We start from the raw sequence: 16,503 nt of genomic DNA, 5'->3' as shown, positions 1-16,503 counted from the left end.
CGGCAAGAGGGCGGGAGTCATGGCAAGGGGCGGGAGTACCCCGGCAGGAGAGCGGGAGTCATGGCAAAGAGCGGGCGTGGTGACAAAGAACAACAGCTTTCGGCAAGCGGACGAAACTAAACCTTGAATTGCCCGACCCGCTCCTGCAGCTCAGCGGCCAGCCGGGCCAGCTCATCGCTGGCGGCGGCGATCTGTCTGGAACCGGTGGCGGCATGCTCAACGCCGTCACTGATGTTCACCACGTTGCGGTTGACCTCCTCGGCCACGGCGGACTGTTCTTCCGCAGCGCTGGCGATCTGAGCATTCATGTCATTGATGGTGCCGATGGAGCGGGTGATGACGTTCAAGGATTCGCCCGCCTTGCCCGCCTGCTCCACCCCCTGGCGGGCTTTGCCGCGCCCCTGCTCCATGACCTGAACCGCCTCGCCGGCTCCACTCTGGAGGCGTTCGATCATCGCCTGGACGTCGTTGGTGGAAGCCTGGGTGCGGGAAGCCAGGGTCCTGACCTCGTCGGCGACCACCGCAAATCCCCGCCCCTGCTCGCCGGCCCGGGCCGCTTCGATGGCGGCGTTGAGGGCCAGCAAGTTGGTCTGCTCGGCGATCCCCCGGATGACATCCAGGATCTTGCCGATCTCGTCGCTGTCCTTGGAAAGCCGTCCAATCACAACGGCGGTACGCTCCACTTCCGCGGCCAACTCCCGGATGGTACGAATGGACTCATCCACCTCACGCCCCCCGGCCTGCGCCTGGGAATCGGAGGTTCGAGCCATGACGGCGGCCTCGGCGGCATTGCGGGCGACTTCCTGCACCGTGGCCGCCATCTCGTTCATGGCGGTGGCCACCTGTTGCACTTCCGACTGCTGGCGCTGCACCTGTTCCCGGGTCTCTTCACTGGAGGCCGATAGCTGCTCCGCCGCGGACGCCAGCTGTGCCGAGGCCCCGACCACCTGCCGTACCAGGGCATGAATGCGATCGGCAAAGGCGTTGAAGGCGGAAGAAAGATCCGTGATCTCGTCTTTGCCAGAAACGGGCAGACGTCGGGTCAGATCCCCGTCACCTTCGGCGATGGCACGCAGATGATGCGTGGTTTGCCGAAGGGGATTCACGATACCGCGGGTGAGCATGAAGCCCAGCAACACCGCCGCCAGCAAGGCCGCCAAGACGGTCACAGCCATGATGAACGTTGCTGTCGATGCCGCAGTCCGGGCCTGCTCCATGGCCTGGTCCCGTTCCCGTTCCAGTGCCTGACCAAGCTCCGTCAGCAGGCGACGCAGGGTCTCCAGATGAGGCAGCGTGTGGTCCTGGTAAACTGCCAGGGCCGCCTGCGTATTGCCGTTCTCCACCGTGCGCAGGATGCGCAACGCGGTCTGATGCAGCTGGATATGGGGCATTTCGATGGCATCAAAGGTACGGCGAAAATCACTTGCTGCCGCCTGATAGGCCGCGCTGTCCTTGAAACCGTAATACCATTGCCCGAAATCGCATCGGGTGTGATCGAGCTGACCGGTAAAGCGGCTACCCAGGACGAAGACATTGGCCAAACCGTTGACCCAGACCAGGTGATCCACCTCCTTTTGCACCTGGAAGATGGCCTGCTCGTAGATCTCGGCCGCATGGGTATTGGCCTCGCTGACCCGATGGAGCCCGTTCCAACCGATCAAGGCAATACCCAGCAATAAAAGCAGCACCATGCCAAAAGACAAGCCGAGCTTGCGACCAATGGTCAGTTGAGAAGCCGTCATCAGGTTTCCGTCGGTTCAGTGTTACTTGGTGGGCAGGGGCTACAAATTACCACTGAATCAGCGCGGCAGCTGTATCACCATGCCTTCGATCAGCGTTCGGCGGGCCACTTGTTCACCCAGCGCAGTGGCGGCTGTCCGGTCTTCCACCGGCCCCAGCAGCACCCGGTACATCCGCCGTTCTCCCTTTCTGAACTCGGAAACACTCACGGCAAAGCCATCCTGCTCCAGCCGGGTGCCCAGCATCCGGGCGCGGTCGGCTTCGCTGAAACTGCCCATCTGCACGAACCAGTCCCCGGCGACAGCTTCCGGTGCCGGCGCCGGCGCGGGACGCTGCCCCAGACGCAGCTCGGGCAAGGCCGTCAGCTCGCCCCGATAGCCCACGGGCTGAGGCACACCGGTGGCGGCCTCGGCCACTTGGCGTACCCGCTCCCAGTCCACCCGGGCGGGTTTTTCTCCCACCGCGGCCATGATGCGCTGGACGGCCGGGGTAAGGCTGTGATCCGCCTTGAACTCTTCCAGGGGTGGGTGGGCCTCCAGGTACAGGACATCCCCCTTCCAGCCAGCCTTGAAAGGCTGATTGACGATATTGACGGATGTCCCCACCGGCACCCGGCCATAGAGGGTGCGGATGTCGTTATTGTCCATGCGGATGCAGCCATGGGTGGCGCGCATGCCGATGCCGGTGGACCAGTTGGTGCCGTGGATCAGGTAACTGGGGCGGCTCAGCCGCATGGCGAACTCACCCATGGGGTTGTCCGGTCCCGGCGGCACCACCGCCGGCAGGCTCTTGCCCTGGGCCGCGTAGGACTCCCGCACCGATTGGGGGGGGGTCCAGGTGGGATTTTCACGCTTTTCGGTGATCTTCAGCGTGCCCAGGGGGGTGTCCCAGTCCATGCGCCCGATGCTGACGGGATAGGACATTGCCTGCTTGCCGTCCGCGGCAAAGTAGTACAGGCGCATCTCAGGCAGGTTGATGACGATGTCCCGCCGCGGCGCATCCGGCAGCACGAACTGCAGCGGCAGCAGCACCCTGGCCCCTTCGCCGGGGATCCAGGTGTTGAGGTCCGGGTTGGCGTTGCGAATGGCCTCGAACCCCACCTGATGGCTGCGGGCGATGTCGATCAGGGTATGCTCATGGCGGGCCTCCACATGCCGCAACTCGCCCACCAGATCCGAGCCCGGTTGCAGCGACAGGGTCGTTGCTCCCAGACCGGCGGAAAGACTCCATGCCCATGCCCCCAGCAGGGTCAGGACAGACAAGATCCTGGACTTCATGATTCCACCACCCCCAACATCCCCTCACGCAGACGTGCGACCTCGTCCCGCAGACGGGCCGCTTCTTCAAATTCCAGATTACGGGCATGTTCCAGCATGCGCGCCTCCAGGCGACTGATCTCCTTGAGCATGTCCCGGGTTGACAGCCGTGCATAGCGTACTTCTTCTTCGGCCACCTTGGCATGGCGTTTCGGCGCGGCCATGGCACCGCCGGCATAGGCCCCTTCCATGATATCGGCGATGCGCTTTTGCACCCCCCTGGGGGTGATGCCATGGGCCTGATTGTGGGCAATCTGCTTGTCCCGGCGGCGAGTCGTCTCGTCCATGGCCCGACGCATGGAGCCGGTGATCGTATCCGCGTACAAGATGGCCTTGCCGTTGAGGTTTCTGGCCGCCCGGCCAATGGTCTGGATCAGGGAACGCTCCGAGCGCAGGAAGCCTTCCTTGTCCGCGTCCAGGATCGCCACCAGAGACACCTCCGGCATGTCCAGCCCCTCCCGCAGCAGGTTGATCCCCACCAGCACGTCGAATTCTCCCAAGCGTAGGTCGCGTATGATCTCCACCCGCTCCACGGTGTCAATGTCCGAATGCAGGTAGCGCACCCGGACCCCGTGCTCACCCAGATAATCGGTGAGATCCTCGGCCATGCGCTTGGTCAAGGTGGTGATCAGGACCCGCTCGTTCGCCTTCACCCGCAGACGGATCTCGGAGAGTACATCATCCACCTGGGTAGCGGCGGGGCGCACTTCCACGGCCGGGTCCACCAGCCCGGTGGGACGCACCACCTGCTCCACCACCTGGCCGGCCTTTTCCTGCTCATAGGAGCCGGGCGTGGCGGAGACGAAGATGGTCTGGGGCGAGAGGGCCTCGAACTCCTCAAAGCGCAAGGGCCGATTGTCCAGGGCGGAGGGCAGCCGGAAACCGTATTGCACCAGGGTCTCCTTGCGGGACCGATCCCCCTTGTACATGGCCCCCAGCTGGGGCACGGTGACGTGGCTCTCGTCGATGATCAGGAGGGCATCATCGGGCAGGTAGTCCAGGAAACAGGGCGGCGGCTCCCCGGCGTTGCGTCCGGACAGGTAGCGGGAGTAGTTCTCGATCCCCGAGCAGTAGCCCAGTTCCAGCATCATTTCCAGATCAAAGCGGGTCCGCTGTTCCAGGCGCTGGGCCTCCACCAGTTGATCCGCCCGGCGCAGCACCTCCAGGCGGTCCCGCAGTTCGTCCTTGATCTGTTCGATGGCCGCCAGCAGGGTCTCCCGGGGGGTGGCGTAATGGGTCTTGGGGTAGATGGTCAGGCGCGGCACCCGACGCAGCACCTCCCCGGTGAGGGGATCGAAATAGGAGAGCTGCTCAATCTCCTCGTCGAAGAGTTCGATGCGCACCGCCTCCCGGTCCGACTCCGCCGGGTGGATGTCTATGACCTCGCCCCGCACCCGATAGGTGCCCCGTTTGAGCTCCAGGTCGTTGCGGGTGTATTGCAGTTCCGCCAGGCGGCGCAGGATCAGGCGCTGGTCGATGACATCGCCGCGCTTCAGGTGCAACACCATTTGCAGATAGGCGCGGGGGTCACCCAGGCCATAGATGGCGGACACACTGGCGACGATGATGGCGTCACGGCGCTCCAGCAGGGCGCGGGTGGCGGACAGGCGCATCTGCTCGATGTGATCGTTGATGGCGGAGTCCTTCTCAATGAAGGTGTCCGAAGACGGGACATAGGCCTCCGGCTGGTAGTAGTCATAGTAGGAGACGAAGTATTCCACCGAGTTGTCCGGGAAGAACTCCTTCATCTCCCCATAGAGCTGGGCCGCCAGGGTCTTGTTGGGAGCCAGGATGATGGCCGAACGCTGGGCGCGCTGAATGACGTTGGCAATGGTGAAGGTCTTGCCGGAGCCGGTCACCCCCAGCAGGGTCTGATGGGCCAGTCCGGCGTCCAGGCCATCAAGCAACTGCGCGATGGCGGCAGGCTGGTCGCCGGCCGGGGTGTATGGGGTCTTGAGCTGGAAACATGAGTCCATGGGCTTATCTTATCCACCGGGTTTCAGTATCATCCTACCTTGACTCGGCGCGTCTTTCCTGTACGCGCCCTTGCACCCCCGCCGGGTGTGCACACGCAGAACCCCATCCACACACGCATTCCCTGGACATCGCCTTGGACATCAAGCTCTCTTCCCGCGTTCAGCGCATCAAGCCCTCCCCCACCCTGGCCGTGACCGCCCTTGCCGCCCAGCTGCGGGCCCAGGGCCGCGACGTGATCGGCCTGGGTGCCGGCGAGCCCGATTTCCATACGCCGGATCCCATCAAGGAAGCCGGCATCACCGCCATCCGCAACAACAAGACCCGTTATACCGCGGTGGACGGCACCCCCGGCCTGAAGCAGGCCATCATCGACAAATTCAAGCGTGACAACGGTCATGACTTCCAACCCGACCAGATCCTGGTTTCCTGCGGCGGCAAGCAGAGTTTCTTCAACCTGGCCCAGGCACTGCTGAATGAAGGCGACGAAGTCATCATCCCTGCGCCCTACTGGGTCTCCTACCCGGACATGGTGCTGCTGGCCGACGGCCAGCCGGTGATCGTCTCCGCCGATCAGTCCCAGGGTTTCAAGATGACCCCCGCGCAGCTGGAAGCCGCCATCACCCCGCGCACCCGCCTGGTGGTGATCAACAGCCCCTCCAACCCCACCGGCGTGGCCTACAGCCGCGAGGAACTGGCCGCCCTGGCCGAAGTGCTGCTGCGTCATCCCCATGTGCTGGTGGCCACCGACGACATGTACGAGCACATGATGTTCCGGGGCGCGCCCTTCGTGAACATCCTCATGGCCTGCCCGGCATTGTATGAACGCACCATCGTGCTCAACGGCGTCTCCAAGGCCTATGCCATGACCGGCTGGCGCATCGGCTATGCCGGCGGCCCCAAGGCCCTGATCTCCGCCATGAAGAAGATCCAGTCCCAGAGCACTTCCAACCCCACCTCCATCGCCCAGGAGGCCGCCGAGGCCGCCCTCAACGGCGACCAGGGCTGTGTGGGCGAGATGTGCAAGGCCTTCGAGCAGCGTCATGACTACCTGGTGGCGGCCCTGAACGCCATCCCCGGCGTGGAATGCCTGCCCTCCGACGGCACGTTCTACTCCTTCCCCAACGTCAAGGGGGCGATGGAGAAGCTGGGCATGGACAGCGACGTGAAGTTCTCCGAGTACCTGCTGGACAAGGTGGGCGTGGCCCTGGTGCCCGGCTCCGCCTTCGGTGCCGAAGGTCACGTGCGCATTTCCTTCGCCACCAGCATGGACAACCTGAAGCAGGCGGTGGAAAGAATCGCCCGCGCGGTGGAAGGCTAACAAAAGGTGTTGACGAAGCCCGGCAGGATCCGTATTATGCCGGGCTTCCAAAGCAATTCCCCGGTAGCTCAGTCGGTAGAGCGGGTGACTGTTAATCACTAGGTCGGCGGTTCGAGCCCGTCCCGGGGAGCCAGGCATAAAAAAAGCCCAGACAATCGTCCGGGCTTTTTTTTATTCTACTTCCCTTCCGGCGGCACACCGCCCGGCGTCTGCCCGGATACCGTTGCCGGCCTGTCCAGGGCCCGCTGCAGCAGGCCCAGGGGCAAATGCGCCTCGCGGGCAACGGCCGCCAGATCCACCGGTGCGCCCCGCCCATGGATCTCCGCCAGCAGCGACAGGACCCACGGGGGCAAATCAGCTGTTGGGGCGTGAAGCGGTGATCGTTGCACGGCCTTGCGCAACGCAGCGTCAATGCCGTCCATGACCAGTTGATGGGCCACCTTGCGGGTTACTGCGCCTCCCCGGGTGTGAGCCCATTCCAGGACCTGTTTCACCCCCGGCCGCGCGATCTCGGTCAACACTTCTGACAGGCCGGCGCCGGTGGCCGGAGCGATATTCGACAGTACCGAGGGCAGCACCCGTCCTGCGGCACCGATGGCCACCAGCGCCTCCATGGCGACGGCGACTCCCGGAGATCCCACCCCCTGCTCCACTTCAGGGGTCAGTGTTGAATCAAGTTCGGCATCGGCCAGGCGACTGAACTGCCGGGGATCCCCGCCTCCCTCCAGGCTCCAGTTGGTCCAGTTGGACCCCGACTGCAGATAGGGGGAAATCCTCTCGATGAAGCCACCCTCGGGGACGATCTCGGGCCTGACACCGCTGGCCTCCAGGATCGCAGCCAGTCCCCGGCTGAGCATGGGCGGGGATATCACGGCCAGATCCGGCAAATCGCCACCTTGTCGCAGGGTGGCCGCCAGGCGCAGGGCGTGCACGTCCATGGCTCCGGGCAACAGCCCCTCCAGATTGCCGAGCACGGTCTGGAACAGCGGCCAGTCCGGCGCAGAATCCAGCAACAGCAGATGGGCACCGATGAGGCCCAGCATGGGGTTGTCGAACTTGCCCATCAGCAGCATGTCCCGTTCTGTCCGGGGCAGCAGGTCTACACCATCCCGCAGACCCGCCAGCCCGGCGTCGACGGCCTGTGCCGCACGGTCATCGGGATCGAAGCCCTGCCCTGCCCGGGCCAGAAGCAGGCTGCCACGCTCAAGGCGCGGCCGATGTTCAAAGGGGATGAAAAGCTGAGTCTCCCAGCCGTCAAATACCGTCACCAGCATTTCCATGGCCCCCAGCCCACTGAAACGCAGAACATAGCTTCCCGATGCAACGGGGGCTGAAAAGGCCATCCAGCCATCGTTCTCATCCTTGACGATCACCTCAGCGCCGAAATCGGTCAGCAACCGGCCGTCCAGCGCGTGCAGGGACAGAGCGGCCGCAATATCCCTGCCGCCATGGGCGCCCCGCCGAGCGGCCCGGACGAACAGGAACAACCGGCCCCTGTCGCTACCGTCATGCCCGGCCAGCAAGACACCTTTGCTATCGGTATCCCGATGGCTGAGATCTCTGGCGGTATAGGCGTAGTATTCGTGGACATCGACCGTGTCGAAGGCGGGCAACCCGGACTCCCGTCGCGGTTCATGCTCCTGGAGCTGCAGTTCCGCAGTGAGCTGCAGGGTCTTTTCCCGCACCGCACCGGCACGCTCCAGACGCAGGGTATACAACCCTTTAGGAAGGGTGGCCTTCAGTTGTCCCTGTCCCTGGGCAGTGGACACATCCCAGCCATTGAGAAGGGTGATGCGTGTATCCATGGATATCTGTCCACGGGCATCCACCACCCGCACTCCAAGTTCATGAACGTCACCGGGATCAGGACTTGAGGCGCGCAGAGACTGGAACAGGCCATTGGTTTCAGAACTGCACATGGGTCACTCCGGACGTGGGCATGAATCGCAACAACTGCTCCTGTTCCGTGTCCACCTCCCGCAGCACATGCAGCCCCTGTTCAAGTCGCACCTGCCACGGCCCCGTGGACACATCGTCCCGTTTCAGCACCTCGGCGGTGGGACCGATCAGTTCGATCATGCCATGTCGGTCCGCGGCAAAATGGATCTCCACATTGGATTCGGGAAGCGCGCTGCCAAACAGCATGCTGTCTGCCACATCCTCACTCATGTCCAGGGGGATCTGGGGCCGCTGCCTGAAATCGCTCATCCGTTCCACGTGGACTTCCAGGTACTGCTTGAGCCCCCTGGCGGTCACCCCGCCCTCCGGCCGGGCGGCCCCGGCAAGCAGACCTGAGAGCAGTGCCCGTGTGAAATAGCCCCGCACCTCCATGACCTCATCGTCCTCCTCTGCCCCGGACTCATCACCCCGCGCGGTACTACCACCCTCAAAGGCCGCCTTGAGAAATTCGCTGGCATAGGCCACGAAAACGCTGCGCGGCAGCCCAGCCGGCAGGGGGCAATCCAGATCGGAGGCATTGCCGATGGCCGCCACCTGGCGCACCCGGCAGCAGTCGAGCATGACGACAATCTCGGTGAAGGGGGTGCACTTGAGAAGATAATCCAGATAACGGCAGGAACTCAGGGCGGCATGACGGCGGTCCCGGGACCAGCTTGGCAGACAAAGCGCCACATCGTGGCGAACCTCGCCACTCACGTGACCATGGCCGCTGAAATAAAAGTAGAAACGGCGGGCACCCTCGTCCCTGGCCTGTTTCACCAGGATTTGCAGGGCGTCGTCGATATCTTGCTTGGCCGGTGCCAGAGGATCCAGGCGGGAAGTGACGAGTTTCAGGTGATGCGCCGCCAATCCACCTCCGGTCTGCTGGTCCAGCAGCCACTCGGCCACGTCTTCCGCATCCTGGATGGCCCCCTGCAAAGAACGGCTACCATCGCCATACCAGGGGTAATGATTGATGCCGATCACCAGTGCATAGTCAAGGGGCTGTCGGGACACGAGACCGGCCTCGTCACGAAATCAGCGCCACCAGACTGTCCCGGGTGGCTTCGTCGTCGTCAAAATCCCCGTGTCGGGCTGCATGACTGATCAGCCCGGGTGGGACCTGGCCGGTGGAGGAAAGGACCCGCCGGTGCCCTTGATCCAGCCATGTCCGGACCTGCCGGTACATGCCTTCATCGTAGGGCGCCTGTCCCGATGACTGCCGGTGCAGTCCCGCGATCCCGACTCCCGGCTCGTCTTCGAGCGCTCCGGCGATGAAATACAGCAGAGACCGGGTGTAGATGCCGGGCACCAGCCTGTCCTGGGTCTCCAGGGCGTCCTTCATGGTGAACATGCGAAAATGTGCAAACCGCTCCGGGCGCATGACCACCTCTTCCAGGAACAGATCCGTGCGGCAGGCGGGAGCCAGGAAGATCAGCCAGCGCGCCGTCAACGGCAACTGACTCCGCACGCCGGCCTTGAACATCTCACAGATGGCGATGGCACCGGCGCTGTGACCTACCAGATCGACGATGAATCCCGGATGGGCCTGCTGATAAGCGGATAGTTTTTCAAGAAAATAGGTCCCCACGTGACTGTCCTGGGTGATCGCCGCCCCATTGGGTAACCACATGTCCTGGGCGACCTGCTTCATTCCGCCCCACACCCAGGCACCGAAATCGGCCAAGTAGAGTTCCCGCAGGATCTCCTCCACCACGGTGGGGTACAGACCGTGATCCGTGCCCCGCACAAAACGTCGCAGCACCTGGAAGGAAACCACCGCCACGGCCTTGACCAGGCGGGCAGTGCTGACGATCCCTTTGGCGGCACCGGTGGAGGGGGCGCCCATCACGTCAGGCTTCAGGTATTCGGTCTCCGCCATGCCGCTGTCCAGCAAATCAACCAAAGTGGCATCGGCTTCCATCTCCAGGGCCACTTCCGCTTCGATCTCATCCTGGATCAGGGGCAGATCCTCCACGCGGATCCCCCGGGCACCGCCCCGGGCACCGGCATCGAAGCGGTCGAAGGCATCGTCTCGCAACAATTCCGCCAGGATTTCTTCATCGCTCATGACCTCTCCCGGACCCTTGGCACCGATACCGCCACCCAGTCGCTTGGCCACATGCCGAACCACATAGGTAAGCAGATTCGTGAAGAGCCGGGTCTCGTGCAACCGGGTCAGGTTGCGGGAGAGGGTTTCGAGCAGGCCCGTCTCCCAGATGAAGGTCACGGGGTGGCTTTCCGCCCGGGTATAGACGGGTGTCAGCTTGCGGGCCACCTCCAGACCTGCGGATTCCCGCACCAGACCGCCGTGGAAGTGGATGACCAGCTTATTGATCTGATGGGTCGCCAGATGAGAGAAGATGGCGTCGATGTCGTCGGGCGTGGTCCTGATCGCCCCACTGGGCGTGAAGTGCCCACGGGGACCCACATTGACGTAGTTCAATCCGCTGAATATGGGCATGGCTGCGTACCCGTCGAAAGACACATGGGACTGACTCACGATCCGCTTGCTCTACTGAGTTAAGTTGCCCTCCGGCCCACTGTCAAGGACGCCACCCCGCCCTGCCCCATTTCCGGTAGGGCAGACCACCACAATGCGCTGACTGATCATTTGCGACATCTCCATTTTTGAAATCTCAATATTACTTAAAAAGCGGCGAATAGAACTGGAAACCACTGCTGCAAATTTTTTGAATTTATTTTTACAGTCAAAAAATATATCTTGTGTAATCGTGCCCTCCATCGAGCATTCCAGGAAAAAAACACCATCATGGATTGGTTTTCACAGCGCAGGGGAGTGGCCCTGTCCCTGGGACTGGTCGGCGGCGCACTGATCATATTGGTGCTGGCCCTCTCCCTGTGGCAGGCCAACATTGCGACTCATACCCTCCAGGAAAGCCTTCTGAACCAGGTGACCCAACTTGCCGCGGCGCTGGGTTGGGAAGATGCCGAAGCCATGGCAAGGGGGAATCTGCGACAACGCACCCCGGTACTGGACGGCATCACAAGACAGCTGAAATCGTTTGCGGCGCTGCACTCACACCTGAGGATCGTCACGATCATCCCCCGCGAAGGCATGTTCCTGTACGGACCGGAAAGCCATGCCCCGCCCGATGCCGGGCGGCAGGGAGAACCCTACAAGGGATCATCAGACGATCTGCAGACCATCATCAACACCGGTCAAGCGCTTTTTACCGACAGGCATGCGGACGAATACGGCCATTACACCCGCGCCCTGGCGCCCATCCTCCATCCCCGTACCGGCGAGGTCCTGCTGATCGTCAGCCTGGAGATCCCCACGGATCTGCGGGATCGCAACCTGATGCGGACATGGCTGCCCGGCTTGGGCGTTGCCGGCCTGCTTCTGCTCATCTTTGCCGTGGCGATCGTCCGGGCACTCAGGCCGGTCGAACAGAATCAAGACCACCAGGAACAGGGGGAACTGGCAGCTATCGTCGTCACCACCTTGATCATCGGCCTCCTGTTCACGGCCCTTGGCACGCTTCTGGCGCGACAGATCACCGAACAGGAACAGCTCCGAGTCTTCGATCGGCAAGCCTCGCAGTATGCGCAGCGACTCCGCGAAGTGTTTCAAAGGGCATCGGACGATCTGCATGTACTGGCGCGTTTCATGGAAGTTCACGGTGCGGACGGTCGCCTCGATTTTATTGACTACGTTCGCCCGCTGACGGAACGTTCCCCGCTTCAGGCCTACATGTGGGTACCCAGGGTCACGCCGGACACCCGCCTCCTCACGGAGGCTCAGGCCCGGATCAATGGACTGCCCGGATTCCGGCTCCATGAATACAACCCTGTGGACGGCATTCGTCTGGTGCCCGAGGATTCATTGAGAATCCACTATCCGGCACTCTATATTGAGCCGCCGGGCAAAGGCTGGTCCACCCTGGGATTTGACATGGGCTCCCACAGGAGTCATCGCATTGCCCTGATGCGCGCAGTCAGTACAGGCAGGGTCATCGGCACCCACCCCGTCTCGTTGCTGTACCTGGATTCTGCTCAGGATGAACGGGGCAGCCTGATATTCAAGCGGGTCAATCACCGAACCCATCAGGGCGGCGAGGCCGATTCAGACCCTCAGGGGGTTGTGGCCGCCGCCATGCTTTTCCAGGACGCGCTGGAGAAGGTCATCGGCATGCACGACACCACGGTGGCACAAATGACGCTGCAACTGATGGCCCTGGATCAGGACGCTGCCCCCTCCCTGCTGGCCCAGCATCCCGCCACGGAAAACCGCGCCCCGGATCCGGGCCATATTCAGTTCAGCACCCCTTTCGTCAGGACCTATCCCCTGTTGGAATATGATCAGAGCTATGTGCTGGTCGCCAGGCCAAATGAAGAGTTTTTCCTGAACCATCAGAACTATGGGATCTGGGCAGTGGGTCTGCTTGGAGCCCTCATGAGCCTGCTGGCTGCCTTCATGGCCTTTGTCCTGCGTTCACGACAACTCTACGTCAAACGACTGGTGGCGCTGCGCACTCGGGAACTGGCGCTGAGTCAGGCCCGGACGGAAAAGGCCAGTCAGGCAAAATCCGAGTTCTTGTCCCGCATGAGCCATGAACTGCGCACCCCCATGAACGTGGTGCTGGGTTTCTCGCAGTTGCTGGAAACCGATCCCGATCTGACGGAGGATCACAGGCAATGCGTGCAGGAAATTCTTGGCGCGGGAAAACACCTCCTGAGCCTCATCGAAGAAGTTCTGGACCTTTCCAGCATCGAATCCGGTGCAATCCGGGTGAACCTGTCTCCACAGTCTCTCGATATCCTCATCGAAGAATGTATTGCGCTGATGCGTCCTCTGGCAAAGGCGCAAGATATCCGGATTCATCACGATTCCCAGCCCCTTTGCGTGCTGGCGGACCAGATGCGTCTCAAGCAGGTGCTGTTGAACCTCGTCTCCAACGCGATCAAATACAATATCTCCCGGGGGGAGGTGTGGATTCATGCCGAGGCGGATACGAACCGCCGCATGGTCCGAATCACGGTCTCCGATACGGGCCTGGGCATCCCCCCGGAGCGGCTCGATAGCCTTTTCCACTCCTTCACCCGGCTTCATGAAAGGGAAGCACCCGATATCAAGGGCACAGGTATCGGCCTTGCCATCTGCAAACAGCTGATCGAACTCATGAACGGGCGGGTCGGTGCCGCCCATCGGGAACCACGGGGAAGCCTGTTCTGGATCGAACTTCCCGCTGCGGACAGCACGGCGCCGGCAAAATGCACCGAGCCGGCCGTATCCGTCAAGGCACTTCAGGGGGCGTAGCGGTCGGACTCCTCTACGGCGGGTTGCGGTTTTCCCGCCCGAGGCATAGTCTCGTCATTACCCAAGGCAAAAACCCATGACATATCCTCGCCACTCCCCGGAAAACACCGCGCGCCAAGCCCGAATTCCCTGTAACCCGCGCCGCCGTTCAGGCTACCTGCCGGCATTGCTCCTTGCGATCCTCCTCGCAGCCTGCTCCCCTGCCCCGCCGGCCATGCTGCCGTTGCCCGAGGATGCGGTGATATTGGCCTTCGGCGACAGTCTCACCTTCGGCACCGGCGCCCCGCGAGATGGAAGCTATCCCGCCCATCTGGCCCGTTTGACGGGCCTTGAGGTCATCAATGCCGGTGTGCCCGGCGAAGTCAGTCGTCAGGGACGTGAACGGCTGCCACGGCTGCTGGACGACCACAGACCGGATCTGCTGGTACTGATCCATGGCGGTAACGACATGCTCCGCCGCATGGATATGGACCAGAAACAGGGTAACCTGGCCACCATGATCCACTCAGCCCAGGAACGGGGTATCCAGGTCATGCTGGTGGCCGTGCCCGCCCCTACCCTGCTGCGTCTGCGAAATGCCCAGACCTACGAAACGCTGGCGGCGGAATTCGGGATTCCTCTGGAAAACCGTGCACTGGCTCATATATTGTCCCGGGATGATCTCAAGGCCGATCCCATTCATCCCAATGGGGATGGCTATCGAGTGCTGGCCGAATACATCAAGCAGACTTTGACCGGAGCCGGCGGTCTCTGAGACTTGCCATTGCAGCGAGCGGAGACACCTCGCCTGCACCACCAAACCTCGGAGCCAGCATGGGGCCCGCGGCCCATGGCAGCCCATTTCATCGGGCATAAAAAAGCTATAATCCGAGTTTTTGAGAAGCGCATCACAAAATAAACCCAAAATGGCAAGTGCGCATCCCCACGAAAACGGCTCAGGAAAGATCAGGAACTTGCCTCATGACCAAGATGCAGCGCTTCCTGTGCATCGCGCTACTGCTCCCCACGGGCGTACCGGCCGACACTCGGACATTGTCGGAACAGGACTTTTTCATGGAACTGCCCGTGGCACTCACCGCCACGCGCATGCAGCAACCCCAGATCGAGGCCCCGGCGACGGTCACCATTATTGACAGGGACTGGCTGGAACACAGCAATGCCCGGCATATTGCCGATGTTCTAAGCATGGTGCCCGGTTTTTTGGTCAGCCATCACGACGGCAATCGACGCATCGTCAGTTACCATGGACTGGGGGGCATGTTCGTTCGCCAGTTGCAAGTGCTCGTGGATGGCCGCTCCATCTACAGCCCCACCAACGGCGGTGCCCAGTGGGGTGACCTGGCCCTGCCTCTGGATGACATCGAACGCATCGAGATCGTTCGTGGCCCCAATTCCGCCGCCTATGGCTCCAATTCCTTCTTTGCGATCATCAATATCCTGACCCGCCACGCCGCCGATACCCCGGGGACGCAGGTCCGGACCCGGATCGGCACCCACGGTGTCCGTGATGTCTCCCTGCGTCAGGGGGGCAGCCTGGGGGACAGGCAACATTACCGTCTGTCCTTGTCCCATGCGGAGGATGACGGCTTTCCCGGCAACCGCGACCAGTGGGAGCGCACGGCCCTGAAGGGGCGGCTGGACCGGGAGTTGACGGGCTCCCGGTCATTGACGGTGAACGCCGGCCTGACGCACGTGGACAAGGGCCTGGAGACCGGCAACAACCTGCTGATTCCCTCCAGAGATCTCGGTTTCAGGTACGGACACCTTCATGCCGTTCTGGAGGGCCATGCCGACCCCGATGCAGGCTATCGCCTGCAGTATTACTTTGAACAGTATGACCTGATCGATGAATACCCACTGCGTGACCCTGCCTCGGGCCTGTGGGTCGATGTGGATCAGGGCGTGCGCAACCGGCGGCATGATCTGGAAGTGGAATGGCATCGTCAACTGGATCCCCGGATCCGGATGGTATGGGGAGGCGGACTGCGCGAGGACGCCGCCCGCTCTGCCTACTATTTCAGGACGGCCGGTGCCGTGGAAAACCGCATCCAGCGTCTGTTCGCCAACCTGGAGTGGATGCCTGCGGAACGCTGGCTGTTGAATCTGGGCGGGATGTATGAGGCCAATGACCTGATCCGGGATGAATTCATGCCGCGGGCAGCCCTGATCTTCCTCCCCACCAGTGACCTGAGCCTGCGCTTGGTGGCCTCCCGTGCCATACGCACCCCGAGCCTCATCGAGTCGGAGATCGAGGCCGTCTTCCCCACCCCGATCGGGATTCGGCCCGGCGAAGGCGGTCTGACCTTCATCGCGGATGAGCATATCCGGGCCGAGGTCATCCAATCCCTGGAACTGGGCGGTCACCTGCTGTTTGATCATGGTCGGGGCAGCCTGGACATCAAGGCCTTTCACAACGAGGTGGATCGACTGATCCAGATCCCCCTGGGGCAGATGCCCGCGGACTTCACCGCCGTCATCAGCAATCTGGGCAAACTGACTATCCAGGGGGTGGAGATGCAGATCGATTACCGATTCAACCCCCACTTTCGCCTGAGCGGGGGACTGTCCCTGCTGGACAGCCGCAGCGCCGGACCGGATACCAGGCTCCATGCAGACTCGGTTCCGGACCATATCTTCAATCTTGCCGGCTACTACACACCCGCCGATGCCTGGACCCTGTCGTTCCAGTACTACCACCATGCCGATGTGAAATGGCTGGATGACCCACTGGCCGCGCCTCTAGGCGCCGGTGACGGCTTCCTGCGTCTGGGTCTGCAAAGATCGCTGGGAGAGCAGGCGAAGATCGGGCTGCACGTGGACGATCTGCTTGCAAGCGGCTTTACCGGTCGCGGTGCTGACAGCCCCAGTTGGCCTGCCAATCGCCGGGAGACACGAGGTGCCGTGTCGCTCCAGCTGAACTTCTAATGGTG

The 16,503-nt window shown here is 62.4% G+C and carries 11 protein-coding genes and 1 tRNA gene; 5 read left to right on the top strand and 7 right to left on the bottom strand.

Annotated elements, in window-relative coordinates:
• Positions 1–116: 116 nt before the first annotated feature.
• Genes LQ956_RS03555 through uvrB form a run of 3 tightly spaced genes read right to left on the bottom strand, consistent with a single transcriptional unit; the run spans position 117 to position 5,032 of the window.
• Positions 117–1,742: a methyl-accepting chemotaxis protein gene (locus tag LQ956_RS03555; RefSeq protein WP_238629498.1), complete on the bottom strand. Its 1,626-nt coding sequence runs from the start codon at positions 1,740–1,742 to the stop codon at positions 117–119.
• A 57-nt stretch (positions 1,743–1,799) separates the two neighbouring features.
• Complete coding sequence (locus tag LQ956_RS03550; RefSeq protein ID WP_238629497.1) at positions 1,800–3,017, bottom strand: L,D-transpeptidase family protein; 1,218 nt, start codon at positions 3,015–3,017, stop codon at positions 1,800–1,802.
• Positions 3,014–5,032 (bottom strand): excinuclease ABC subunit UvrB, encoded by a 2,019-nt coding sequence (gene uvrB, locus LQ956_RS03545; RefSeq protein WP_238622883.1) that lies wholly within the window; start codon positions 5,030–5,032, stop codon positions 3,014–3,016. Before uvrB ends, LQ956_RS03550 begins: the two co-directional genes overlap by 4 nt.
• A 134-nt stretch (positions 5,033–5,166) precedes the next feature.
• On the opposite strand from uvrB, the gene LQ956_RS03540 reads away from it, so the two are divergent.
• Both LQ956_RS03540 and LQ956_RS03535 read left to right on the top strand, forming a co-directional pair.
• Positions 5,167–6,351, top strand: coding sequence for a pyridoxal phosphate-dependent aminotransferase (locus LQ956_RS03540; protein ID WP_238629496.1), 1,185 nt, complete (start codon positions 5,167–5,169; stop codon positions 6,349–6,351).
• Positions 6,352–6,408: 57 nt separating this feature from the next.
• Positions 6,409–6,484 (top strand) — tRNA-Asn (locus tag LQ956_RS03535).
• 43 nt (positions 6,485–6,527) lie between these two features.
• Here the strand turns inward: LQ956_RS03535 and LQ956_RS03530 are convergent.
• Genes LQ956_RS03530 through LQ956_RS03515 form a run of 4 tightly spaced genes read right to left on the bottom strand, consistent with a single transcriptional unit; the run spans position 6,528 to position 11,035 of the window.
• Positions 6,528–8,270: a hypothetical protein gene (locus LQ956_RS03530; protein WP_238622881.1), complete on the bottom strand. Its 1,743-nt coding sequence runs from the start codon at positions 8,268–8,270 to the stop codon at positions 6,528–6,530.
• Positions 8,257–9,306 carry a caspase family protein gene (locus LQ956_RS03525; RefSeq protein WP_238622880.1) on the bottom strand — a complete coding sequence of 350 codons (1,050 nt, stop codon included), beginning with the start codon at positions 9,304–9,306 and terminating at the stop codon, positions 8,257–8,259. The genes LQ956_RS03530 and LQ956_RS03525 overlap by 14 nt, the downstream gene beginning before the upstream one ends.
• A 13-nt stretch (positions 9,307–9,319) precedes the next feature.
• On the bottom strand, positions 9,320–10,753 hold the full coding sequence (locus LQ956_RS03520; protein ID WP_238622879.1) for a hypothetical protein: 1,434 nt from the start codon (positions 10,751–10,753) through the stop codon (positions 9,320–9,322).
• A gap of 51 nt (positions 10,754–10,804) precedes the next feature.
• A complete protein-coding gene (locus LQ956_RS03515; protein ID WP_238629495.1) occupies positions 10,805–11,035 on the bottom strand; it encodes a hypothetical protein in 231 nt (76 codons plus the stop codon).
• Positions 11,036–11,062: 27 nt separating this feature from the next.
• Here LQ956_RS03515 and LQ956_RS03510 point away from each other — a divergent pair, with 27 nt between their 5' ends.
• The 3 genes from LQ956_RS03510 to LQ956_RS03500 all read left to right on the top strand — a co-directional run bounded on the left by LQ956_RS03510 (position 11,063) and on the right by LQ956_RS03500 (position 16,498).
• On the top strand, positions 11,063–13,573 hold the full coding sequence (locus tag LQ956_RS03510) for a sensor histidine kinase (protein ID WP_238629494.1): 2,511 nt from the start codon (positions 11,063–11,065) through the stop codon (positions 13,571–13,573).
• A 76-nt stretch (positions 13,574–13,649) separates the two neighbouring features.
• Complete coding sequence (locus tag LQ956_RS03505; RefSeq protein ID WP_238623512.1) at positions 13,650–14,327, top strand: arylesterase; 678 nt, start codon at positions 13,650–13,652, stop codon at positions 14,325–14,327.
• Positions 14,328–14,533: 206 nt separating this feature from the next.
• A complete protein-coding gene (locus LQ956_RS03500; protein WP_238629493.1) occupies positions 14,534–16,498 on the top strand; it encodes a TonB-dependent receptor plug domain-containing protein in 1,965 nt (654 codons plus the stop codon).
• Positions 16,499–16,503: the final 5 nt, after the last annotated feature.

This window comes from Ectothiorhodospira lacustris (assembly GCF_022227845.1).
GTDB classification, from domain to species: Bacteria; Pseudomonadota; Gammaproteobacteria; order Ectothiorhodospirales; family Ectothiorhodospiraceae; genus Ectothiorhodospira; species Ectothiorhodospira lacustris.
This window is presented reverse-complemented; position numbering and strand designations above follow the sequence as displayed.

Bases quoted from the DNA above. Each gene is read 5' to 3' on its own strand.
- LQ956_RS03510 (WP_238629494.1), top strand. From the start codon at position 11,063: ATGGATTGGTTTTCACAGCGCAGGGGAGTGGCCCTGTCCCTGGGACTG.
- uvrB (WP_238622883.1), bottom strand. From the start codon at position 5,032: ATGGACTCATGTTTCCAGCTCAAGACCCCATACACCCCGGCCGGCGAC.
- LQ956_RS03555 (WP_238629498.1), bottom strand. From the start codon at position 1,742: ATGACGGCTTCTCAACTGACCATTGGTCGCAAGCTCGGCTTGTCTTTT.
- LQ956_RS03520 (WP_238622879.1), bottom strand. From the start codon at position 10,753: ATGCCCATATTCAGCGGATTGAACTACGTCAATGTGGGTCCCCGTGGG.
- LQ956_RS03500 (WP_238629493.1), top strand. From the start codon at position 14,534: ATGACCAAGATGCAGCGCTTCCTGTGCATCGCGCTACTGCTCCCCACG.
- LQ956_RS03515 (WP_238629495.1), bottom strand. From the start codon at position 11,035: ATGGAGGGCACGATTACACAAGATATATTTTTTGACTGTAAAAATAAA.
- LQ956_RS03550 (WP_238629497.1), bottom strand. From the start codon at position 3,017: ATGAAGTCCAGGATCTTGTCTGTCCTGACCCTGCTGGGGGCATGGGCA.
- LQ956_RS03505 (WP_238623512.1), top strand. From the start codon at position 13,650: ATGACATATCCTCGCCACTCCCCGGAAAACACCGCGCGCCAAGCCCGA.
- LQ956_RS03530 (WP_238622881.1), bottom strand. From the start codon at position 8,270: ATGTGCAGTTCTGAAACCAATGGCCTGTTCCAGTCTCTGCGCGCCTCA.